The sequence below is a fragment of the Streptomyces sp. NPDC002520 genome, assembly GCF_053595235.1.
In genome coordinates this window covers 14365-35619 of sequence record NZ_JBSFXG010000042.1, presented here as the reverse complement: position 1 = coordinate 35619, position 21255 = coordinate 14365, and the positions used below count along the sequence as shown (strand labels likewise).

At 70.6% G+C, this 21255-nt stretch carries 21 protein-coding genes; 5 read left to right on the top strand and 16 right to left on the bottom strand.

What is annotated here, in order from left to right; all coding sequences use genetic code 11:
* Positions 1-256 precede the first annotated feature (256 nt).
* The 4 genes from ligA to ACWD5D_RS37660 are packed head-to-tail and all read right to left on the bottom strand — an operon-like array spanning position 257 to position 4766.
* The gene (ligA, locus tag ACWD5D_RS37675; RefSeq protein ID WP_451377306.1) at positions 257-2455 is read right to left on the bottom strand and encodes an NAD-dependent DNA ligase LigA; all 2199 of its coding nucleotides are present in this window, start codon (positions 2453-2455) and stop codon (positions 257-259) included.
* 15 nt (positions 2456-2470) lie between these two features.
* Positions 2471-3478, bottom strand: coding sequence for a methionine synthase (locus tag ACWD5D_RS37670; RefSeq protein ID WP_451377305.1), 1008 nt, complete (start codon positions 3476-3478; stop codon positions 2471-2473).
* Positions 3479-3520: 42 nt separating this feature from the next.
* Positions 3521-4219, bottom strand: coding sequence for an SDR family oxidoreductase (locus ACWD5D_RS37665; protein ID WP_451377304.1), 699 nt, complete (start codon positions 4217-4219; stop codon positions 3521-3523).
* 7 nt (positions 4220-4226) lie between these two features.
* Entirely contained in the window at positions 4227-4766 is a 540-nt protein-coding gene (locus ACWD5D_RS37660; RefSeq protein WP_451377303.1) for an LOG family protein, read from the bottom strand.
* A 52-nt stretch (positions 4767-4818) separates the two neighbouring features.
* Between ACWD5D_RS37660 and ACWD5D_RS37655 the strand changes: the two genes are divergently transcribed.
* Entirely contained in the window at positions 4819-5142 is a 324-nt protein-coding gene (locus ACWD5D_RS37655; protein WP_451377302.1) for a DUF427 domain-containing protein, read from the top strand.
* Between the two features lie 63 nt (positions 5143-5205).
* The gene (locus tag ACWD5D_RS37650) at positions 5206-5988 is read left to right on the top strand and encodes an alpha/beta fold hydrolase (RefSeq protein WP_451377301.1); all 783 of its coding nucleotides are present in this window, start codon (positions 5206-5208) and stop codon (positions 5986-5988) included.
* A 30-nt stretch (positions 5989-6018) separates the two neighbouring features.
* On the opposite strand, the gene mnmA is transcribed toward ACWD5D_RS37650, so the two are convergent.
* Positions 6019-7143: a tRNA 2-thiouridine(34) synthase MnmA gene (mnmA, locus tag ACWD5D_RS37645; RefSeq protein WP_451377300.1), complete on the bottom strand. Its 1125-nt coding sequence runs from the start codon at positions 7141-7143 to the stop codon at positions 6019-6021.
* A 93-nt stretch (positions 7144-7236) separates the two neighbouring features.
* On the opposite strand from mnmA, the gene ACWD5D_RS37640 reads away from it, so the two are divergent.
* Positions 7237-7872 carry an N-acetylmuramoyl-L-alanine amidase gene (locus ACWD5D_RS37640; protein WP_451377299.1) on the top strand — a complete coding sequence of 212 codons (636 nt, stop codon included), beginning with the start codon at positions 7237-7239 and terminating at the stop codon, positions 7870-7872.
* 328 nt (positions 7873-8200) lie between these two features.
* Here the strand turns inward: ACWD5D_RS37640 and ACWD5D_RS37635 are convergent, their stop codons facing one another.
* The 3 genes from ACWD5D_RS37635 to ACWD5D_RS37625 form a co-directional block, all read right to left on the bottom strand.
* Positions 8201-9370 carry a cysteine desulfurase family protein gene (locus ACWD5D_RS37635; protein WP_451377298.1) on the bottom strand — a complete coding sequence of 390 codons (1170 nt, stop codon included), beginning with the start codon at positions 9368-9370 and terminating at the stop codon, positions 8201-8203.
* A 159-nt stretch (positions 9371-9529) separates the two neighbouring features.
* A complete protein-coding gene (locus tag ACWD5D_RS37630) occupies positions 9530-9802 on the bottom strand; it encodes a DUF4190 domain-containing protein (RefSeq protein WP_451377297.1) in 273 nt (90 codons plus the stop codon).
* A 31-nt stretch (positions 9803-9833) separates the two neighbouring features.
* Positions 9834-9998 (bottom strand): hypothetical protein, encoded by a 165-nt coding sequence (locus ACWD5D_RS37625; protein ID WP_451377296.1) that lies wholly within the window; start codon positions 9996-9998, stop codon positions 9834-9836.
* 160 nt (positions 9999-10158) lie between these two features.
* Between ACWD5D_RS37625 and ACWD5D_RS37620 the strand changes: the two genes are divergently transcribed.
* Complete coding sequence (locus ACWD5D_RS37620; protein ID WP_451377295.1) at positions 10159-10785, top strand: TetR family transcriptional regulator; 627 nt, start codon at positions 10159-10161, stop codon at positions 10783-10785.
* A 28-nt stretch (positions 10786-10813) separates the two neighbouring features.
* Here ACWD5D_RS37620 and ACWD5D_RS37615 read toward each other — a convergent pair whose 3' ends face one another.
* Both ACWD5D_RS37615 and ACWD5D_RS37610 read right to left on the bottom strand, forming a co-directional pair.
* The gene (locus ACWD5D_RS37615) at positions 10814-11272 is read right to left on the bottom strand and encodes a WYL domain-containing protein (RefSeq protein WP_451377294.1); all 459 of its coding nucleotides are present in this window, start codon (positions 11270-11272) and stop codon (positions 10814-10816) included.
* A gap of 95 nt (positions 11273-11367) precedes the next feature.
* The gene (locus tag ACWD5D_RS37610; RefSeq protein WP_451377293.1) at positions 11368-12264 is read right to left on the bottom strand and encodes a thioesterase family protein; all 897 of its coding nucleotides are present in this window, start codon (positions 12262-12264) and stop codon (positions 11368-11370) included.
* Between the two features lie 176 nt (positions 12265-12440).
* Between ACWD5D_RS37610 and ACWD5D_RS37605 the strand changes: the two genes are divergently transcribed.
* Entirely contained in the window at positions 12441-13724 is a 1284-nt protein-coding gene (locus ACWD5D_RS37605; protein WP_451377292.1) for an alpha/beta hydrolase, read from the top strand.
* On the opposite strand, the gene ACWD5D_RS37600 is transcribed toward ACWD5D_RS37605, so the two are convergent.
* The 6 genes from ACWD5D_RS37600 to ACWD5D_RS37575 form a co-directional block, all read right to left on the bottom strand.
* Complete coding sequence (locus tag ACWD5D_RS37600; RefSeq protein ID WP_451377291.1) at positions 13633-14292, bottom strand: trimeric intracellular cation channel family protein; 660 nt, start codon at positions 14290-14292, stop codon at positions 13633-13635. The two genes, ACWD5D_RS37605 and ACWD5D_RS37600, sit on opposite strands and share 92 nt — an antisense overlap.
* Before the next feature lie 65 nt (positions 14293-14357).
* On the bottom strand, positions 14358-15749 hold the full coding sequence (locus ACWD5D_RS37595) for a M1 family metallopeptidase (protein ID WP_451377290.1): 1392 nt from the start codon (positions 15747-15749) through the stop codon (positions 14358-14360).
* A gap of 99 nt (positions 15750-15848) precedes the next feature.
* On the bottom strand, positions 15849-17216 hold the full coding sequence (locus ACWD5D_RS37590; RefSeq protein ID WP_451377289.1) for a dipeptide ABC transporter ATP-binding protein: 1368 nt from the start codon (positions 17214-17216) through the stop codon (positions 15849-15851).
* A 14-nt stretch (positions 17217-17230) separates the two neighbouring features.
* Positions 17231-18328, bottom strand: coding sequence for an ABC transporter ATP-binding protein (locus ACWD5D_RS37585; protein ID WP_451377288.1), 1098 nt, complete (start codon positions 18326-18328; stop codon positions 17231-17233).
* Complete coding sequence (locus tag ACWD5D_RS37580) at positions 18325-19323, bottom strand: ABC transporter permease (RefSeq protein WP_451377287.1); 999 nt, start codon at positions 19321-19323, stop codon at positions 18325-18327. The genes ACWD5D_RS37585 and ACWD5D_RS37580 overlap by 4 nt, the downstream gene beginning before the upstream one ends.
* 110 nt (positions 19324-19433) lie before the next feature.
* Positions 19434-21230 carry an ABC transporter substrate-binding protein gene (locus ACWD5D_RS37575; protein ID WP_451377286.1) on the bottom strand — a complete coding sequence of 599 codons (1797 nt, stop codon included), beginning with the start codon at positions 21228-21230 and terminating at the stop codon, positions 19434-19436.
* Between the last annotated feature and the right edge of the window lie 25 nt (positions 21231-21255).

Genomic DNA, 21255 nt, shown 5'->3' with positions numbered 1-21255 from the left:
GTCCCTCTCACAGCCGGCGGTGCCCACGCCACGCGGCCCGATGCCCGACAACCATCAGCGGCTCCGCGTCGATTTGCCCTTCCCTGTGCCGTTTTGCGGGCACGGGGATGCGCCAGCCGTAGCTGGGCACGGCGGGTGCACATCTCAACAGTAGGCCGCGGAAGGCTTCCTCGGGCAGCGGTCGTCGACGGTTGCCCGAATACGCCCGGGCCACCCGTATGCAACTGATATGCACCGAACGGGTGGCCTTCAACCGCTACTCCTCGGTCGGAAGCGCGACTTCCGCCGCGGCCTCGGGGCCCTGCTCCAAGAGGACGGCGAAACCGGCCTCGTTGAGAACCGGAACCTTGAGCTGCATCGCCTTGTCGTACTTCGATCCGGGGTTGTCACCCACCACGACGAACGCGGTCTTCTTCGACACCGAACCGGTCACCTTGGCGCCCTGGCCCTGGAGCGCGTCCTTGGCGCCGTCCCGGGTGAAGTTCTCCAGGGTGCCGGTGACGACGACGGTGAGCCCCTCCAGCGGGCGCGGTCCCTCCTCCTCGCCGGTCGACTCGTCCTCCAGCGGGACTCCGGCCGCCTTCCACTTGCGGACGATCTCGCGGTGCCACTCCTCGGCGAACCAGTCCTTCAGCGCGGCGGCGATGATGGGCCCCACGCCGTCGGTGTTCGACAGCTCCTCCTGGCTCGCCGCCTCGATGCGGTCGATCGAGCGGAACTCGCGCGCGAGGGCCTGCGCCGCGACCGGGCCGACGTGCCGGATGGACAGGCCGTTCAGGAAGCGGGCGAGCGGACGCGTCTTGGCCGCCTCGATGTTCTCCAGCAGGGCGAGGGTGTTCTTCTTCGGCTCGCCCTTCTGGTTGGCGAAGACCGTGACGACCTTCTCCTCGCCGGTCTTCGGGTCCCGCTTGGGCAGACCGCTGTCCGGGTCGAGGACGTACGCCTTGATGGGCAGCAGCTTGTCCACCGTCAGGTCGAACAGGTCGCCCTCGTCCACCAGCGGCGCGGTGGCCGGCTCCAGCGGCCGGGTGAGCGCGGCGGCGGCCACCGCGCCGAAGTTCTCGATGTCCAGGCACTCACGGCCGGCGAGGTAGGCGACGCGCTCGCGCAGCTGGGCGGGGCAGGTGCGCGCGTTCGGGCAGCGGAGGTCGATGTCGCCCTCCTTCATGGGCCGCAGCGGCGTCCCGCACTCGGGGCACTCGCTCGGCATCACGAACTCCCGCTCGGTGCCGTCGCGCAGGTCGACCACCGCGCCGAGGATCTCCGGGATGACGTCACCGGCCTTGCGGATGACCACGGTGTCGCCGATGAGCACGCCCTTGGCCTTGACGACCTCCTGGTTGTGCAGGGTGGCGAACTCGACCTCGCTGCCCGCGACCGTGACCGGCTCGACCTGCGCGTACGGCGTGACCCGACCGGTGCGGCCGACGCCCACCTTGATGTCGATGAGCTTGGTGTTGACCTCTTCCGGCGCGTACTTGTAGGCGATCGCCCAGCGCGGGGCGCGCGCGGTGGAGCCGAGGCGGCCCTGGAGGCGGATCTCGTCGAGCTTGATGACGGCGCCGTCGATCTCGTGCTCCACGGAGTGGCGGTTCTCGCCGTCGTAGTAGGCGATGAACTGCCGTACGCCGTCGAGGTCGTCGACCACACGGTTGTGCGTGGAGGTGGGCAGGCCCCAGGTCTTCAGCAGGTCGTACGCCTGGGACAGCCGGGTCATCCCGGTGAAGCCCTCCAGGGCGCCGATGCCGTGGACGACCATGTGCAGCGGGCGGGTGGCGGTGACGCGCGGGTCTTTTTGGCGCAGCGAACCGGCGGCGGCGTTGCGGGGGTTGGCGAAGGGCTTGTCGCCGGCCGCGACCAGCCGGGCGTTCAGCTCCTCGAACTTCTCCATCGGGAAGTAGACCTCGCCGCGGATCTCCACGAGGTCGGGGACGTCCTCGCCGTGCAGGCGGTCCGGGATCTCCGCGATCGTCCGGACGTTCGGGGTGATGTCCTCGCCGGTGCGGCCGTCACCGCGGGTGGCCGCGCGCGTGAGGCGGCCGTGCTCGTAGGTGAGGTTGACCGCGAGGCCGTCGACCTTCAGCTCGCACAGGAAGTGGTACTCCTGGTCGCCCAGTTCGCGTGCGATGCGGTCGGCCCAGGCGGCCAACTCCTCGTCGTTGAAGGTGTTGTCGAGGGAGAGCATGCGCTCGCGGTGCTCGACCGCGGTGAACTCCGTCGCGTACGACCCCGCGACCTTCTGGGTCGGCGAGTCCGGGGTGCGCAGCTCCGGGTACTCCGCCTCCAGCGCCTCCAGCGCCTTCAGGAGCCTGTCGAACTCCGCGTCGCTGACGACCGGAGCGTCCTTCACGTAGTACCGGAAGCGGTGCTCCTCGACCTGCTCCGCGAGGTGGGCGTGCTTCTCCCGTGCCTCGGCGGGAACCGCCGTCTGCGCCTGCTGCTTGTCGCCGGCCACCGTTGTGTCCTCCCGTTACTCAGGGTTGTCCGCGAGGGATCTCGCCGCCCGGACGCAGTGGGCGAGCGCCTCGCGCGCGTAGGCGGGGGAAGCGCCCGCGAGACCGCACGCCGGGGTGACCGTGACCGCCTCCGCGAGCAGCCCCGCATGCAGCCCCAGCCTGCGCCACAACGTCCTGACACCCATGACGCTACCGGCAGGGTCTGACAACGGGCCGTCCGTGCCCGGCACGGCACCGGTGAACAGGCGGGTCCCCGCCTCGACGGCCTCGCCGATCGTGTCGTCGTCACGCTCGGTGAGGAGCGAGAAGTCGAAGGAGACACCGGCCGCACCCGCTCTGCGCAGCAGCGCGAACGGCACGTCGGGGGCGCAGGAGTGCACGACCACCGGGCCGCCCGCGTGAGCCGCCATCACGTCCCGCAGGGTGGCCTCGACGACCTGCCGGTCCACGGACCGGTGCGTGCGGTAGCCACTGGCGGTCCTCACCTGGCCGCGGAGCACTGCGGTGAGGGAGGGCTCGTCGAGCTGGAGGACGACGCGGGCGCCCGGGATGCGGCGCCGCACCTCGGCGAGGTGCAGCCGCAGCCCCTCGGTCAGGGAGGCGGCCAGGTCGCGGCAGGCGCCGGGGTCCGACAGCGCGGCTTCGCCGTTCTTCAGCTCCAGAGCGGCGGCCAGGGTCCACGGCCCGACCGCCTGCACCTTCAGATCGCCCTCGTAGCCCTGCGTGAACTCCTCGAGGGCGTCGAGGTCCTCCCGCAGCCAGGACCGGGCCCGCCTGGTGTCCCGGCCCGGCCGGTCGCCGATCCGCCAGCCGCTGGGCTCCACGCGCGCGAACAGCTCGACGAGCATCCCCGCGCTGCGGCCGATCATGTCGGCGCCGGGCCCGCGCGCGGGCAGCTCGGCGAGGTGCGGGAAGTCCTCGAAACTGCCGGTCACGGTCTTGGCGGCCTCCCGGGCGTCCGTGCCGGGCATGGACCCGACGCCGGTGGCTCCCGGAAACCTGAACACGCTCTTCTCACTCACCCCGGCAGCGTATGCCGTGGCGCCGCCGAGGGGCCCCGCCCGTCAGCGGCCCGGGCGCACCGTCAGGTCGTTGACCTCCGCGTCCCTCGGGAGGTCGAGGGCCATGAGGATCGTCGTGGCGACCGACTCGGGGTCGATCCACTTCGCGGGGTCGTACTCCTTGCCCTCCTGCTGGTGGACCTTGGCCTGCATGGGGCCGGCGGTGCGGCCGGGGTAGACGGAGGTGACGCGGACGCCGTTTGCGTGCTCCTCCTGGCGCAGGGCGTCGGCGAGTGCCTTGAGCCCGTGCTTGGAGGCGGCGTACGCGGACCAGCCGGCGTGCGCGCTCAGCCCGGAACCGGAGTTGACGAAGATCACATGGCCGCGGGTGGCGCGGAGCTGGGGCAGGAAGTGCCGGGTCAGCTCGGCGGGCGCGATGAGGTTGACGTCGAGCTGGTGGCGCCAGGCCTTGGGGGTCAGCTCACCGACCTCGCCGAGGTCCACCACGCCGGCGACGTGCAGCAGCGAGTCGACCCGGTCCGGCAGTGTCTGGTGGGAGAACGCCCAGGACAGCCGGTCGGGGTCGGCGAGGTCGCCCACCAGCGTGCGCGCCCCCGGGAACGCGGCCGCCAGCTCCTTCGCGCGGCCCGCGTCGCGCGCGTGCAGCACGAGATCGTCCCCGCGCGCGTGCAGGCGCCGGGCGACGGCCGCGCCGATGCCGGAACCGGCCCCGGTGATCACATGAGTAGCCATGCCCGCCATGCTCGCATCACCGGGCGCGCGAGGAGTCCTCCAGGTAGGCCAGTGCGGCGACCGGCTCCTCGGCGAAGAACACCAGCTCGGACAGCGGACGCGGCAGGAAGCCCTCGGCCTCCATACGGCGGAACTGCTCCTTGAGGCCGTCGTAGAAGCCCGCGGTGTTCAGCAGCACCACCGGCTTCTCGGTGCGCCCGTGCTTCTTCAGCTCCAGGATCTCGGTGGCCTCGTCGAGGGTCCCGGTGCCGCCCACCATGATCACCACGGCGTCGGCCTTCTCCAGCAGCAGCCTCTTGCGCTCGGCGAGGTCGGGCGCGATGACCATCTCGTCTGTCCCGGGCCGCGCCTTGGCCGCGAGGAAGTCCACGGACACGCCCAGCAGCCTGCCGCCGGCCTCCTCCACTCCGTCGGCGACGACCTTCATCAGACCGACGTCGGAGCCGCCCCACACCAGGGTGTGGCCGCCCTTGCCGATCAGTTCCGCGAACTCGCGCGCGGGGCGCGTGTAACGCTCGTCCAGGTCGGCGGCGGAGAGGAAGACGCAGATGTTCATGTCCTCCACCGTATCGGGAACAAGACGGGGCCCCGCACGCGCTTGTCCTGATATGGCCGAAGGACACACCATCACCATCGAGCAGGGCGACCGGCACGTGCGCGTGGTGCACGGCGGCACGGTGGTCGCGGAGAGCGACCGGTCCCTGCTGCTGCGCGAGACGGGCTGTCCGGTGCGGTACTACATCCCCGCCGAGGACGTCCGCATGGATCTGCTGATCCCCTCCGGCACCCACACGGTCTGCCCCTTCAAGGGCACGGCGTCCTACTGGTCGCTGCCGGACTCCCCGGACCTGGTGTGGGGGTACCCGGACCCGAAGCCGGAGGTGGCGCAGATCAAGGACCACCTGTGCTTCTACGAGGTCGAAGTGGCCTGACCTTCCCCTTAACCGCCGTGTCGTGACCGATGAGTCGGCCGCGGTGCGGCAGTCTGCACCGGCATGGACAAGAAGACGACTTCCCGCGACGGCACCTCCCTCGCCTACGAGGTGGTCGGCCAGGGAACCACGGTCATCCTGGTCAGCGGCGCGATGTCGACCGGCGGCACCCTGGCACCCCTGGCGCAGCGGCTCGCCGAGCGCTGCACCGCGGTCGTCTACGACCGTCGGGGCCGCGGCGGGAGCGGTGACACCGCGCCGTACGCGGTGGAGCGCGAGATCGAGGACCTGAGCGCGCTGCTCGACGCGGTGGGCGGCGAGGCGGCGCTGTTCGGGGTGTCCTCGGGCGGCGCGCTGGTGCTGGAGGCCGTGGCGAGCGGGCTGGCGGTGCGTCAGGCGGCCGTGTACGAGACGCCGTTCGCGGACTTCCTGCGCGGCGGCGCCGAGCAGAATGCCGCGTACACGGCGAACCTGAACAAGGCGCTGGGCGAGGGCCGGCGCGGGGAAGCGGTGGCGCTGTTCCTGCGGCTGACCGGGCTGGCCGAGGAGATGATCGAGCGCGCCCGCCAGTCCCCGATGTGGGCCGGCATGGAGGCCGTCGCACCGAGCCTGGCGTACGACAACGCGGTCATGGGCGACGGCCTGCTCCCCCGGGAGCGGCTCGCCGCGGTCTCCGTGCCGCTGCTGTCCGTGGCGGGCGGGGCGAGCCCTGCGTGGATGCGCGAGGCGGCCCTCGCGGTCGCCGAGGCGGTGCCGCGGGGGACGTACCTCAAGCTGGAGGGCCAGACGCACATGGTCGAGCCGGGCGTCCTCGGGCCGGTGCTGGCGGACTTCCTCACCGGCTGAGCGCCGCCGGGGGCGCGGGCCCCGCGCCGGTCAGACGGACGCCGCCGTCGCGCGCGTGGTCGTCGCGATCGTCGCCGAGCCCACCACGCGCGTGCCGTCGTACAGCACGATCGCCTGGCCGGGGGCGACACCGCGGACCGGCTCCGTGAACGACACCTCCAGGGTGCCGTCGACCAGTTCGGCGGTGACCTCGGTCTCGCCGCCATGGGCGCGCAGCTGCGCGGTGTAGGTGCCGGAGCCAGTGGGGGCGGTGCCGCACCAGCGGGGCTTGATCGCGGTCAGCGCGGTGACGTCGAGGGCGGCGGCCGGGCCGACCGTCACCGTGTTGGTCACCGGCGAGATGTCGAGGACGTAGCGCGGCTTGCCGTCGGCGGCCGGGGTGCCGATGCGCAGGCCCTTGCGCTGGCCGATGGTGAAGCCGTACGCGCCCTCGTGCGTGCCGATCTTCGCCCCCGACTCGTCGACGATGTCGCCCTCCGCCTTGCCGAGCCGCTGGGCGAGGAAGCCCTGGGTGTCGCCGTCGGCGATGAAGCAGATGTCGTGCGAGTCGGGCTTCTTGGCGACGGCCAGGCCCCGGCGCTCGGCCTCGGCGCGGATCTCGTCCTTGGTGGTGACGGTGTCGCCGAGCGGGAACAGGGCGTGGGCGAGCTGCCTGTCGTCCAGGACGCCGAGGACGTACGACTGGTCCTTGGCCATGTCGGAGGCGCGGTGCAGCTCGCGGGTGCCGTCCTCGTTCACGATCACCTTCGCGTAGTGACCGGTGCAGACCGCGTCGAAGCCGAGGGCCAGCGCCTTGTCGAGCAGCGCGGCGAACTTGATCTTCTCGTTGCAGCGCAGGCACGGGTTCGGGGTGCGGCCGGCCTCGTACTCGGCGACGAAGTCCTCGACGACGTCCTCGCGGAAGCGGTCGGCGAGGTCCCAGACGTAGAACGGGATGCCGATGACGTCGGCGGCGCGGCGGGCGTCACGCGAGTCCTCGATGGTGCAACAGCCCCGCGCACCGGTGCGGAAGGACTGCGGGTTCGCGGAGAGCGCGAGGTGGACGCCGGTCACGTCGTGCCCGGCTTCCGCGGCGCGCGCGGCGGCGACGGCGGAGTCGACGCCGCCGGACATGGCGGCGAGGACGCGGAGGGGGCGCTGCGGGGTATCGGTCATAGCCCCTCCAGGGTACGGGGCCGCGGGAACCGGGGCCGCCGGATATGCGTTGACGATCACGTGGGGGTATCGGGGACAGGCCAGGGGGTGGGTATGACCGACTCGGATCGGCGGCTCGGGCGGCGGGCACTGCTCGTCGGCGGGGCCGCGGCCGCCCTGGGCACGGCCGCGCTGGCCCGGGAGGAGCTGTCCCATCTGTGGTGGCGGCTGCCCGGGGTGGAGAAGTCCCGGGTGGCGGGGGCGGTCGACTTCCGGGGTGCGCGCTGGGTGGCTGCCTCGCCCGCGAACTACCGGCGGGCGGACAGGCCGGACGACTATCCCGTGGACCGGGTGGTCATCCATGTCACCCAGGGCGGCTACGCGTCGGCGGTGCAGGTCTTCAAGGACCCGGCGCACCGGGCGGCGGCCCACTACATCGTGCGCAAGGACGGGCGGATCACCCAGCTGATCCGGGAGCTGGACGTGGCCTTCCACGCGGGCAACCGGGAGTACAACGAGCGCAGTGTCGGCATCGAGCACGAGGGTTTCGTGGAGGACGCCTCCTCCTTCACGGACGCCATGTACGAGGCCTCGGCGCGGCTGACGGCGGCGATATGCGGGCGGTACGGCATGCCCGTCGACCGCGAGCACGTGGTCGGGCACGTGGAGGTGCCCGACACGGACCACACGGATCCGGGTCCGCACTGGGACTGGGAGCGCTACATGAAACTGGTGCGGCGGGCGGCATGAAGCCGGCGCGGCGGGCACGGACGGTCACGGCGCGGCGCGGAACGTAACCGGGTAAAGAATCCAGGTTTCGCCTGTTCTTTTCCGTATGGGCGGTTCTATGCTGAATGCAGGCCTACGAGGCGAGTGAGGGAGTTCGAGCGGAGTAGCCGACGTCAGCGAGAAACGTAAGTTTCCGCTTCCGCTGGTGCCGACGTCGACGGTCGGACTGAGAGGCCAGAAGGTGCAAGGACTGACCTGATGGCGACCCCCAGTCACCTGATCCGGACAATACCGGCGAAGGGAACCCGTCTCGTAGGTCGTTCTCGTGCCCGCGACAGATCGCGCCGGCTCAGCTGAGCCCCGCCGCGCGGGCCCTCTCCACCGCGGGACCGATCGCCTTGGCGACCGCTTCGACGTCCGCCTCCGTGGAGGTGTGGCCGAGGGAGAAGCGCAGGGTGCCGCGGGCCAGTTCCGGGTCGGTGCCGGTGGCGAGCAGGACGTGACTGGGCTGGGCGACGCCCGCCGTGCAGGCGGAACCGGTGGAGCACTCGATGCCCTGGGCGTCCAGCAGCAGGAGCAGGGAGTCGCCCTCGCAGCCGGGGAAGGCGAAGTGGGCGTTGGCCGGGAGGCGTCCGCCGGGTGCGGGGTCGCCGCCGAGGACCGCGTCCGGGACCGCCGCACGGACGGCGTCGGCCAACTGGTCGCGCAGGGCGCCGATCTCGCGGGCGAACCACTCCTGCTGCTCGGCGGCGAGGCGGCCGGCCACCGCGAAGGAGGCGATGGCGGGGACGTCGAGGGTGCCGGAGCGGACGTGCCGCTCCTGGCCTCCGCCGTGCAGCACGGGGACGGGGGTGTACTCGCGGCCGAGGAGCAGCGCGCCGATGCCGTAGGGGCCGCCGATCTTGTGGCCCGAGACGGTCATCGCGGCGAGGCCGGAGGCGGCGAAGTCGACCGGGACCTGGCCGAAGGCCTGGACGGCGTCGGCGTGCAGCGGGACGCCGAACTCGGCGGCGACGCCGGCGAGTTCACGGACCGGCATGACGGTGCCGATCTCGTTGTTGGCCCACATCACCGTGGCCAGGGCGACATTGTCGGGGTTGCGGGCGATGGCCTCGCGCAGGGCGTCCGGGTGGACGCGGCCGTGGGCGTCGACCGGGAGGTACTCGACGGTGGCGCCCTCGTGTTCGCCGAGCCAGTGGACGGCGTCCAGGACGGCGTGGTGCTCGACGGGGCTGGCCAGGACGCGGGTGCGGGACGGGTCGGCGTCACGGCGGGACCAGTACAGGCCCTTGACCGCGAGGTTGTCGGCCTCGGTACCGCCCGAGGTGAAGACGACCTCGCTGGGGCGGGCACCCAGTGCGCCGGCGAGGGTTTCGCGGGACTCCTCGACCGTGCGGCGGGCCCGGCGGCCGGAGGCGTGCAGGGAGGACGCGTTGCCGGTGACGCTCAGCTGGGCGGTCAGCGCCTCTGCCGCCTCGGGGAGCATCGGGGTGGTGGCAGCGTGGTCGAGGTAAGCCATGGTGCGGCCGATTCTACGGGCCTTCCGCAGCCGGCCCGGGCGGTGGGCGCTTGACCGGGTCGTACGGGACTCGGCGGCGAGGCACCCGGCACTGCCGGCCGTGCCCGCCCTGCCCCCGTCGCCCTCCGGGGGCCCCGGGTCAGGCCACGGCCGAGCGGCTCACAGGCTCCACGACACCGTGTGGGACATCTCCATCGCGACGGCCAGGACCGCCAGGTCGGCGACACCGAGAGTGAGGCCGAGGTAGGCACGGCCGCGGCGGGCGGTGCCGCGCCAGAGGGCGACGGCGGCCAGGGCGACGGCGACGGGACCGAGGAAGACGTTGAGGACGAGGAGGCCGAGAAGGCCGAGGATGAAGGACGCCACGGCCATGCCGTCGGCGTCGCGCGGACGGGTGTCGGTGTGACCGTCGGCCGGTGCGGTGAGTTGCATGGTGCTCAGCTCCTGGATGTCGTACGGACGGTCAGTTGGCCGAGTTGTGGCGGCGGCTGTGGCGCTCGCGGATCGCGAAGACGCCGAGCCAGACGGCGATGGCGGCGGCGACGGCGGCACTGACGGTCAGCGGCGCGTGGGCCACGGTGCCGAGTACGACGCCGAGCAGCATGAGTGCGGCGACGAGGAACAGCATGGGTTCGGGTCCCCCCTCAGGGATGCCTCGTGTCGATGCCTCGCGTGGAGGCTCCTTGTGAAGTCTGAGTGAACAGTTGTAGTAACAGTTGTTCACTGACTTCGAGTCTAACGCCTTCCGTGGCTTTTCAATTCCAGAGAACAGTTGTTAACTGGATGACATGAGTCACACGCTCGGCATCCGGCAGGCCCAGAAGCAGAAGACCCGGCAGGCGTTCCTGGACGCGGCGCTCGCGCTGCTGGAGGAGCAGAGCCTGAGCAGCCTGGGGCTGCGCGAGGTCACGCGGGCCGTAGGGGTGGCCCCGACCGCCTTCTACCGGCACTTCCGGTCCACCGCCGACCTCGGCGTGGCCCTGGTCGACGAGGCGCTCGGCAGCCTGCACCCGACGGTGCGGACGATCGTGGCGACCACGGAAAGCAACGAGGAACGCATCCGCCGCGCCATCGAGTTGATCGCCGATCACGTGGACACGCATCCCGCCCACGTCCGCTTCATCGCCCGGGAGCGGCACGGCGGGGTCCAGCCGGTGCGCGAGGCGATACAGGCCCAACTGGCCCGGTTCGCCGAGGAGGTGAAGGCCGAGCTGGCCAAGGACCCGCAGGCCGAGCAGTGGAACGACGAGGACCTGCTGATGCTCGCGCACCTCTACGTCGACCAGATGCTCATCACCGCCTCCCTGTTCCTGGAGGTACTGGACGGCCCCGAGGACGAGCGCGTCCGCGTCGCCCAGCGGGCTGCCCGGCAGATGCGGCTCATCAGCATCGGCCGCCGACACTGGCTGGACTGACCGGCCCCGGCCCCGGCCCGCCGGGACGTCATCCGCCGCCGTCCGGCTGACGCGCCGCGCGCGGCACCGGGTACGACAACCGGGCGGTGCCCCCCTCGCCCCCGCCGTCGCCGCCACCGTCAGGGAGTTCGGCGATCCGGGACGCGGCCGTGCGCCGGAACACGCCGAGGCGCTCGCGCCGCAGCCGGACCATGACGTCGATCCCGCCCTCGGGCCGCTCCTCCACCCGGCGTCGCACCTTCTCCCAGACGCCGGCGAGTTCGACACCGTCCCGGCGGCGCACCGGATCGTCCGGAGGGCGGGCCGAGTGGACGCGGTCGGCGCGCGAGAGCCGGGGCCGGGAACGCCGGCCGGCGACCAGGCACCGGACCCCGGCCTTGACGGCGAGGCCGTAGGGGCCGGCGGTGTACGTCCGCACGCCCCGTCCGCCACTGTGCCGGCCGCTCAGCCGCAGGCGCCGGTCGAGGAACACGGCTTCCTGGACCACCTCCAGGTCGACGGCGTCCTACGGGCCGCCGCGTCGGCGTGCGGTGTCGACGAGGATGCGCCGGCCGGGCGCCACCTTGACGGGGCGGGTGCCGCTCAGCCGAGCCTGACGCGGGCGAGCTGGCGGGACTGGGCGACCAGGCGGTCCTCGCTGTCCCAGACCTCGGCGTCCTCCTCCAGGAAGCCGCCAGCCAGGTTGCGGGTGGTGATCGACACCCGCAGCGGGCCGGGGGCCGGACGGTGGCGGACGTGGGCGGTGAGCTCGACCGTCGGTACCCAGCCCTTGAGGCCGATCTCGAAGGCGGTGGGCGGCAGGGCGTCCACGGCGAGCAGCAGCGACAACGGGTCCGCGTCCCGGCCGTCGGCGAGCCCGAACCAGGCGCGCATCTCCCCCTTGCCGGAGGGTGCGCCGAGCGCCCAGCCGAGGGTGGCCGGGTCCAGCTTGAGCATCAGCCGGTCGGCGATGGCCGAGCTGCCCTCGACCGGGGCAGGGCCGTCCTGGGGGCCGAAGCACTGGTCCATCGGCGGCATCGCGGGCGGGGTGGCCGCCGTACGGACGTCGTCCGGGAGGGTGGAGAGGTCGCCGTAGGAGGCGAGGACGCGGATGCGCTCGACCTCGTTGCCCTCGTCGTCGTACTGGAGGAGGGAGGCCTGGCCGGTGGAGAGGGTGCGGCCGGTGCGGACGGTCTCGGTGCGGACGACCGCGGGGCCCGGCCGGGAGGCGGTCAGGTAGTGCGCGGAGATGGTGAACGGGTCCGGGTGCGGGAGCGTGTCCGCGAGGGCCCGGCCGAGCACGGCCAGCAGGTATCCGCCGTTCACGGCGTTGATGATGGTCCAGCCGGCCGAGAGGTCGATGTCGTAGACGCCGGGCTCGCGCCGGGTGACCTCGGTGTCGCGGTCGAACTCGCTGTCGCCGACCACGGCCCGCGATCGGGGTTCCCCCGCTCGATCAATGCCGAGAGCGGGAGAGGGTGCGGAAGCTGCTTCTGGCATGCCTGAACGGTACAGCAAGCAATTACTAAGCAGTAGCTTTTTAGCTTGAAGGCATGTTGACGGGATCGAGTCACCCGGTTGACCGGATCCCACTCCCGGGTGAGGTTCCGGCAATTTCTCGGTAAGTGTCCGGACACGTCCACAACCCGGGGCCGTTCATCGCCCTCTATGGGGACATGAGCCTCACCGGGACTCCGTTCCTCTACACGACGATCGTGCTGTCCGTCGTCGCCCTCATACTGCCGCTCGTGCTCTGGTCACGGCTACGGGGCCCCCAGCCCCTGCGCACCGCCGCCCGGGTACTGATGCTGCTGTTCACCCAGGGCACGGCCGTCACCCTGGTCTTCGTGCTGGTCAACAACCAGAACAACCTGTACGACAACTGGGCCGACCTGCTCGGCACCGGCGACCACGTCCAGCAGGCCGCCGACCTCGGCAGGGACGGTACGGGCGGCATAGCGCTGAAGAAGCTCCCCAAGGTGAGGCAGGTCTTCAAGCCGGCCGACGGACCAGGCATGCGCGCGGCCGGCGGAGTGCGGGTCACCCAGCTCAAGGGCCAGGTGTCCGGGGTGAACGCCGAGGTCTACGTCTGGCTGCCGCCGCAGTACGGCGAACCGGCCTACCGCAACAAGAAGTTCCCGGTCGTGGAACTGCTGCCGGGCTACCCCGGCTCGGCGAAGGCCTGGTACGGGTCGCTCAAGGCGCACGAGCAGCTGCTGCCGCTGATGCGCAGCGGCCAGGTGGCGCCCTTCATCCTGGTCGCCCCCCGCACCAACCTGCTGGCCGGCGTGGACACCGGCTGCGCCAACATCCCCGGCCAGGTCAACGCCGACACCTGGCTCAGCGTCGACGTGCCGAAGATGGTCATGGACAACTTCCGCGCCCAGCCGGCGCCGCAGGGCTGGGCGGTCGCCGGCTACTCGGCGGGCGCGCACTGCGCGCTCAAGCTGGCCGTCGCCCACCCGGACCGCTACCGGGCCGCGGTGAGCATGTCCGGCTACAACGACCCGATCGGCGAACGCAACTCCCTCGCCGCGCAGAGCCCCCAGCTGCGCGCCGCCAACAACCCCTACCTGCTCCTCAGGAAGCGGGCCGTGCCGCCCCGGATCGCGCTGTACGTCTCCGGCGAGTCCGGTGACGGCTACCAGGGGGGCGTGGCGCTGGAGTCGGTCGCCAAGGCGCCGACGACCGTGCACGTGGTGTTCCTGCCGCGCAGCGCGGGCGGGCACACCATGGCGCTGTGGCGGCCTCAGGTGCCCGCGGTGTTCCGCTGGCTGACCCTCCAGATGGGGCAGAACCGGGCCAGGGGCATCGACCGCTCCGTCGCGGGGACGAAGGCCGGAACCACGGCCGGGTCCGCGACCGGGGCTACTCCTCGGTCACCGTCGAGCGCCGGTTCCACGCACGCGGCGCTCGCCAGTGGAACTTCATCGCCAGCAGGCGCAGGGCGAAAGCGGTGACGACCGCGAGACCGCTGGTGAAGGGGGTCAGCGCGGCGTAGTGGATGCACACCGCCACCATGGCGGCGCCGACCATCGCGGGGACCGCGTACAGGTCGCGGTCCCAGCGCAGCAGCGAGGGAACCTCGTTGGCGAGCACGTCCCTGAGCACGCCACCGCCGACGGCGGTGGCGAGGCCCAGGGTCGCGGACGCGGTCAGGTTGAGGCCGTAGGAGTACGCCTTGGTCGTACCGGTGACGCAGAACAGGCCGAGGCCGGCCGCGTCGAAGACCAGGACCGACGACTGGATGCGCTCCACGTGGGGATGCAGGAAGCAGACCACGAGCGCGGCGAGCAGCGGGGTGACGAAGTACCCGAGGTCCGTGAAGGCGGCCGGCGGGACGGCCCCGATGACCAGATCACGGAACAGTCCTCCGCCCAGCGCGGTGACCTCGGCGAGCACGGCGATGCCGAACACGTCGAAGTTCTTCCGGACGGCCAGCAGCGCGCCGGAGATCGCGAACACGAAGATGCCGATGACATCGAGCGTGTGCTGGACGGAGGGACTGAAGAGTTGCTGTACCTGCACCCTGACATTCTCACCTGTCAAGGGATGTGGACCTTACAAAGCCAGGCCAGCAGGGACGGGCGGAGCTAGAGGGCCGGTTTGCCCGTCGTGTACAGCCAGGTGTGGAAGAGGTCGTCCAGCTGCTGCCCGCTGATCCGCTCGGCGAGCCGGACGAAGTCGGCCGTGTCCGCGTTGCCGTACCGGTGGCTCCTGGTCCAGGCGGGCAGCAGCTCGAAGAACGCGGTGTCGCCGATCCGCTCCCGCAGTGCCTGGAGGGCCATCGCGCCGCGCTGGTAGACGGCGCGGGCGAACATCGTGTCGCGCTGCGGGTCGGCGACCTCGGTCTGCCAGAAGGCGGAGTCGGCGGGGCGGGCGTCGTAGGCGGCGCGGAAGGAGTCGTGGGCCGAGCGGGTGCCCTGGTGCTCCGCCCACAGCCACTGGGCGTAGGTGGCGAAGCCCTCGTTGAGCCAGATGTCCTTCCACTGCGCCACGGACACCGAGTCGCCGAACCACTGGTGGGCGAGCTCGTGCACGATGGTCGACTCGCTGCGCACGGCCGAGTACGCGGGCTTGCTCTGCACCTCCAGCGAGAACCCGGCCTGGGGCATGTCGTCGACGATCGCGCCCGTCTCCTCGAACGGGTACGGCCCGAAGACCTGCGACCAGTAGTCGGTGGCGGCGGCGGTGACGGCGTACACGTCGACGCTGCTGCTGTTCTTCAGCACCGGGTCGACGGCCACGTATATGGGAGTTCCGCCGGGGGTGCGGCCGGTGCGCACGTCGAACTTCCCGATGGTGGCGGTCGCGAGGTACGTGGCCATCGGGCGGCTCTCCCGCCAGTGCGTGTACGTCGAGTCGCCCTTGTCGTACGTCGACACGAGCCGGCCGTTGGAGACGCCGGTCAGCCCCTTGGGCGCCTTGATCCGGATGTCGTAGGTGGCCTTGTCGGAGGGGTGGTCGCTGGAGGGGAACCAGGTGGAGGCGGCGTTGGGCTCACAGGCGACGAAGACGCCGTCGGTGGTCTTCATCCAGCCGTAGTCGGAGCCGAACACGATGGGCCCGTTGAGGGGTTCGGGTATGCCGCCGTAGGTGACGGCGACGGTGAAGTCCCGGCCCTTGGAGAGGGTTCCGCGCGGGGTGACGGTGACCTCGTCGCCGTCCCGGGTGAAGCGGGCCTGTCTGCCGTCGACCTCGACGCGCGTGATCTCCAGCTTCTGGAGGTCCAGGTCGAAGGAGGAGAGGTTCCGGGTGGGGCGGGCGGTCAGGGTCGTACGGCCGTCCAGGCGGCCGGTGTCGGGCGCGTAGGCGAGGTCCAGGTCGTAGTGCCGGGCGTCGAAGCCGCCGTTGCCGAGCCTGGGGAAGTAGGGGTCGCCGACGCCGGGCGAGCCGGGGGTGGGGGCGGAGGAGGCGCCGATGGCCAGGAAGGAGGCCGCCGCGGTGGCGACGGCCGCTGAACGTGCCGAACGGGAGAATGCCATGAATCGTCCCTTCGAGCGTGTACCGGTCGGTAGACGGTCACGGACGACTCTGCGCTCTCCCGTTCAGGCATGTACATGACTTTGCCCAGTCGTCATGTGCTACTGGTCAGTTGACTCCTGGGACTTGGGGGCCGGGGACTCGGGGGTCTCGGCGTCGGAGGCCGCTGCCTCGGGCGCGTCGGACTCGGAGACCTCGGGGGCCTCGGGGGCCTCGGGGGCCGAGGACGCAGGCGCCTCGGACTCCTCTGCCGTGGCCTCGGGCTCGCGGGTTTCGGCCTCGGCCTCGGCCTCCGCCGCCTCCGCCGCAGCCTCCGCGACCTCGGCCGCCACCGCCGCCGACGTCTCCGCGGACTCCGCGAGGACCTCGTCGGCGACCAGCTCCGCCGCCTCCTTCGCGGCGGTCAGCAGGACCGTGTCCTGCGGAGCCTGGTCGGCGAAGTTCTCCGGGTGGTGGCAGGCGACCTGCTGACCGGGCTGCAGCTCCAGCAGCTGCGGCTCGACCGTCCTGCAGATCTCCGTGGCCTTCCAGCACCGGGTGTGGAAACGGCAGCCCGTGGGCGGCGCGATGGGCGAGGGCACGTCGCCCTTGAGCAGGATGCGCTCGCTCTTCGCGTTCTTGCGCCTCGGGTCCGGGATCGGCACCGCCGACATGAGCGCCTTGGTGTACGGGTGCATCGGCGCCTTGTACAGCGACTCCCGGTCGGCCAGCTCGACGATCTTGCCGAGGTACATCACCGCGATCCGGTCCGAGACGTGCCGGACGACCGAGAGGTCGTGCGCGATGATCACGTATGTCAGGCCCAGCTCGTGCTGGAGGTCGTCCAGGAGGTTGACGACCTGCGCCTGGATCGACACGTCCAGCGCGGAGACCGGCTCGTCCGCCACGACCAGCTTCGGGTTGAGCGCGAGCGCGCGGGCGATGCCGATGCGCTGGCGCTGACCGCCGGAGAACTCGTGCGGGTAGCGGTTGTAGTGCTCGGGGTTGAGACCCACGACCGAGAGCAGCCGCTGCACTTCCTTCTTGATGCCGCCCTCGGGCGTGACGCCCTGGAGCCGGAAGGGAGCGCCGACGATCGTGCCGATGGTGTGGCGCGGGTTCAGCGAGGAGTACGGGTCCTGGAAGATCATCTGCACGTCGCGGCGCAGCGGGCGCATGCCGCCCACGCCGAGGTGCGTGATGTCCTTGCCCTCGAACTCGACCTTGCCGGCCGTCGGTTCGAGGAGCCGCGTGATCAGCCGGCCCATCGTCGACTTGCCGCAGCCCGACTCGCCCACGACGCCGAGCGTCTCGCCGGCCTTGACCTCGAAGTCGAGTCCGTCGACCGCGCGGACCGCGCCGACCTGCCGCTGGAACAGGCCCTTGCGGATGGGGAAGTGCTTCCGCAGGCCGGTCACCTTCAGCAGGGTCTCGCCGGGAGCGGCGTCCTTGGTGAGGGTGGCACCGTCGTTCTGGGCGGGGATGGTCACTGCTTTTTCGTCGCTCACAGCTTCGGCGCAATCTCTTCGATCCAGATCCGCTCCCGCTGTTCCTGCGACATGTGACAGGCGGCCCAGTGCTTGTTGCCGACCTCGGTCAGCTCCGGACGGACCGTGCGGGTGACGTTGTCCTTGGGGACATCGGCGTACGGGCAGCGCGGGTTGAAAGCACAGCCGGACGGGATGTTGATCAGCGAGGGCGGGGATCCCTTGACCGGGATGAGACGCTCCTGCTGATCCCTGTCGAGACGCGGCATCGAGCCGAGCAGGCCCCAGGTGTAGGGGTGGCGGGGCTCGTAGAACACCTCTTCCGCCGGGCCGCGCTCGACGCAGCGGCCGCCGTACATCACGAGGATGTCGTCGGCGAGTTCGGCGACCACGCCCAGGTCGTGGGTGATGATGATGACCGCCGAGCCGAACTCCTTCTGCAGATCGCGCATCAGGTCGAGGATCTGCGCCTGGACGGTCACGTCGAGGGCGGTCGTCGGCTCGTCCGCGATGAGCAGCTCGGGGTTGTTGACCAGCGACATGGCGATCATCGCGCGCTGGCGCATACCGCCGGAGAACTCGTGCGGGTAGCTGTCCACGCGCTTGTCCGGCTGCGGGATGCCCACCCGGTCGAGCATCTCGATCGCCCGCCTGCGGGCGGTCTTCTTGTCGACGTCGTGGTGGATCCGGTAGGCCTCCACGATCTGCGCGCCGATCGTGTAGTACGGGTGCAGCGCCGACAGCGGGTCCTGGAAGATCATCGCCATCTGGCGGCCGCGCAGCTTGCGCACGTGGTCGGGGTCGGCGGACAGCAGCTCGGTGCCGTCCAGCCAGATCTCACCGGAGATCTGGGCCTTGCGCTTGCCGTACTGGCCGGCGGTGTGCAGGCCCATGATGCCGAGCGAGGTCACCGACTTGCCGGAGCCCGATTCGCCCACGATGCCGAGGGTCTTGCCCTTCTCCAGCTGGAAGCTGAGCCCGTCGACGGACTTGACCAGACCGTCGTCGGTCGGGAAGTGCACCTTCAGGTCGCGCACCTCCAGGAAGGAGGTCGGGGCGGGCGAGGTGCTCGCGGGCTCGCCCACGGCCGCTCCCGTCTTGCTGAGTTCGGTCATGACAGCCTCACTCGGGGGTCGATCACGGCGTACAGGAGGTCCACCACGAGGTTGGCGATCAGCACCGCGAGGGAGGTGATCAGGGTGACGCCCAGGATGAAGGGCAGGTCCTGGTTCTTGATCGCGTCGAGCACCTTCTGGCCGAGGCCGGGAAGGCTGAACGTGGTCTCGGTCAGGATCGCGCCGCCGATGAGGGCGCCGAGGTCCATACCGAGCATGGTCAGAATCGGGGTCATCGTCGAGCGCATGGCGTGCTTGCCGATGACGGTCCGCTCCGTGAGGCCCTTGGCGCGGGCGGTGCGGATGTAGTCCTCGCCGAGGATCTCCAGCATGGTGGCGCGGGTGATCCGGGCGTACATCGCCGCGTACAGGAAGGCGAGGGTGATCCAGGGGAGGATCATGCCGCCGATCCAGCCGGTGAGGCTCTGGCTCAGGGGCACGTACTGGCCGTCGAACCACTTCAGTCCGAAGACGAAGATCGCCAACGAGAGCAGACCCGTGAAGTAGATCGGCAGGGAGACGCCGCTGAGGGCGACGATCATCGCGCCGCGGTCCCACAGGCTGCCCCGCTTGAGAGCGGAGAGCACACCGGCCGCGACACCGAAGACCAGCCACAGCACGGCCGCACCGAGCGCCAGACCCAGGGTCACCGGGAACCGGTCGGTGAGCACCGGCCAGACGGCCTGCTCGCTGCGGAAGGAGTACCCGAAGCACGGCGCGGCACAGTGGGTGACGTCACCGCCCGCCGCGTAGGTGCGGCCGACGAAGATGCCCTTGAAGAAGTGCCAGGCCTGGAGGTAGACCGGGTCGCTCAGGCCCAGCTTCTCCCGCACCGCCGCGACGGCGGCCGGGTCGGCCTGCTTGCCCACGAAACTCGTGGCGATGTCGACGCCCGCCCACTTGGGGACGAGGAAGAAGATACCGAAGACCACCAGGATGATGACCACCAGCATCACTGCGGCGGCGAACAGCCGCCTGATGAGGTAAGCGAGCACAGCTAACGGCCCGCCGCGGGGCCGTGGGTCCCGGAGGTCTTCCGGGGGCCCACGACCCCGCCGCGCCGGCCTTCACCTGCCTTTCGTGCCGTGCGGCGGGTGTGCCGGGACTACTTCGAGGACTTCAGACCGAGGTTGACGAAGTCGTACTGGCCGCTGTACGCGTCGGTCGTGTACACGTTGGCCAGCCGGTTCGCGCGCCAGTTGAGGAACTTCTCGAAGGTGAAGGGCAGGTAGTAACCGCCCTCCATGACCTTGTGGTTGATCTGCGTCGCGAGCTCGGTCTTCTTGGCCGCGTCGAGGGTGTTCACGTACTGGTCGAACAGCCCGTCGATCGCCTTGTCCTTGATCAGGCCGTAGTTGTTGTTACCGCTCTGCAGGATGTACTTGCTGTCCCACAGCGGCAGACCGAAGCCCTGGACGGACGGGAAGTCCGGACCCCAGCCCATGATGATGATGCCGTAGCCCTTCTTCTTCACGTTCGAGGGGCTGCCGATGATGCCGGCGGTCTGCGAGCCGTCGTACTGGTCGATCTCGGCCTTGATGCCGACCTTCGCCAGCGACGCCTGCAGCGACTGGGCGGTGGCCACCTCGACCGGCTTGTTGTTGCGGACCGCGATCGTGGTCGAGAAGCCGGACGGCTGGCCGCAGGCCTTCAGCTCTTCCTTGGCCTTGGCCGCGTTGCCGCTCTTGTTCGCGCCGGAGATCTTGAACGGGTCGTACTGCTGGCCCTCGGAACCCGGGACGGACGGCGGCAGCATGTTGGTGCCGATGTCACCGCCGGCGATCGGGCCACCGCGCGCGGTCTGCAGCGACACGTGGTCCGCGCCGTAGATCACGGCGTTGCGGCAGTGGATGTTGTCGAACGGCTTCACGCTCTGCGGGAAGACCGCGTAACGGATGTAACCGGAGACCGGGTTGTCCAGGTTGCCCTTGTGCTGCTTCAGGGCGGCGGTACGGCCCTGCGGCGACATGCCGGTCTGGTTGATGTCCAGGTCCAGGTCACCGTTGATCAGGCGCTGGTCGAGGTCGTTGGCGTTCGTGAAGAACTTGATCGTGATCTTGTCCGGGTACGCCTTGCGGACCGGGTCCGAGGCCTGCTTCCACTGGTCGTTGCGGACCAGGGTCAGGTCCTTGCCGGGGCTGTACGACTCGAACTTGTACGGGCCGGAGGAGAACGGGTGCAGGCCGTACTTGGACTTGGTGTCCTTGTCCTGGCGGACCGGGGACGCCGAGGTCAGCGCGAGCACGTCCTCGAAGTCGGCGTTGGCCTTGGGCAGGTGGAAGACGATCGTCTTGTCGTCGGGCGTGTCGATCGCCTTGAGACCGAGGTGGTCCGCGGACTTGTCCTTGTACGGGCCCTGGTACTTGCCGTCCGGGTCCAGGAAGTCCTTCAGGTACGTGGGACCGCCGGACAGGACGTCCTGCGCCCAGACGCGCTCGATGCCGTACTTGACGTCCTTGGAGGTGATCGGCTTGCCGTCCTCCCAGGTGATCCCGTCGCGCAGCGTGTAGGTGTAGGTCTTGCCGCCGTCGCTGATCTTGGCGAGACCGGTGGCGAGGTCCGGGGTGAGCTGGGCGCCGGCCTTGCCGGGCTCCGTCTTGTTCGTGATGAGCTGGCGGCTGTAGTAGCGCATGAAGTTCCAGGCGAAGCCGTAGTAGCCGCGCGTGGTGTCCCACGAGTCGGCGTCCTGGGCACCACCGAAGTTCAGCGTGCCGCCCTTCTTGGCCAGCGAGGCCTGGGCGACCTTGTTGTTGGCCGCGTCGAAGCCGGCCGCACCGTTCTTCGAACCGCCGCTGCCGCTGTCGCCGCCGCCGCCGCACGCCGCCGTGGTCAGCAGCCCTGCGACCACAGCCGCAGCGGCCAAAGCCTGCTTGCGCCGCCCTGAGGTGCGTTGCGTAGTCACGATCTCAGATCCTCCGGAATCGATG

Excerpts from the sequence above, each read along its gene's own strand:
- mnmA (WP_451377300.1), bottom strand. The coding sequence starts at position 7,143 with ATGACCGATACCCCGCAGCGCCCCCTCCGCGTCCTCGCCGCCATGTCC.
- ACWD5D_RS37640 (WP_451377299.1), top strand. The coding sequence starts at position 7,237 with ATGACCGACTCGGATCGGCGGCTCGGGCGGCGGGCACTGCTCGTCGGC.
- ACWD5D_RS37620 (WP_451377295.1), top strand. The coding sequence starts at position 10,159 with ATGAGTCACACGCTCGGCATCCGGCAGGCCCAGAAGCAGAAGACCCGG.
- ACWD5D_RS37585 (WP_451377288.1), bottom strand. The coding sequence starts at position 18,328 with ATGACCGAACTCAGCAAGACGGGAGCGGCCGTGGGCGAGCCCGCGAGC.
- ACWD5D_RS37660 (WP_451377303.1), bottom strand. The coding sequence starts at position 4,766 with ATGAACATCTGCGTCTTCCTCTCCGCCGCCGACCTGGACGAGCGTTAC.
- ACWD5D_RS37635 (WP_451377298.1), bottom strand. The coding sequence starts at position 9,370 with ATGGCTTACCTCGACCACGCTGCCACCACCCCGATGCTCCCCGAGGCG.
- ACWD5D_RS37650 (WP_451377301.1), top strand. The coding sequence starts at position 5,206 with ATGGACAAGAAGACGACTTCCCGCGACGGCACCTCCCTCGCCTACGAG.
- ACWD5D_RS37630 (WP_451377297.1), bottom strand. The coding sequence starts at position 9,802 with ATGCAACTCACCGCACCGGCCGACGGTCACACCGACACCCGTCCGCGC.
- ACWD5D_RS37610 (WP_451377293.1), bottom strand. The coding sequence starts at position 12,264 with ATGCCAGAAGCAGCTTCCGCACCCTCTCCCGCTCTCGGCATTGATCGA.
- ACWD5D_RS37625 (WP_451377296.1), bottom strand. The coding sequence starts at position 9,998 with ATGCTGTTCCTCGTCGCCGCACTCATGCTGCTCGGCGTCGTACTCGGC.
- ACWD5D_RS37665 (WP_451377304.1), bottom strand. The coding sequence starts at position 4,219 with ATGGCGGGCATGGCTACTCATGTGATCACCGGGGCCGGTTCCGGCATC.
- ACWD5D_RS37595 (WP_451377290.1), bottom strand. The coding sequence starts at position 15,749 with ATGGCATTCTCCCGTTCGGCACGTTCAGCGGCCGTCGCCACCGCGGCG.
- ACWD5D_RS37605 (WP_451377292.1), top strand. The coding sequence starts at position 12,441 with ATGAGCCTCACCGGGACTCCGTTCCTCTACACGACGATCGTGCTGTCC.
- ACWD5D_RS37655 (WP_451377302.1), top strand. The coding sequence starts at position 4,819 with ATGGCCGAAGGACACACCATCACCATCGAGCAGGGCGACCGGCACGTG.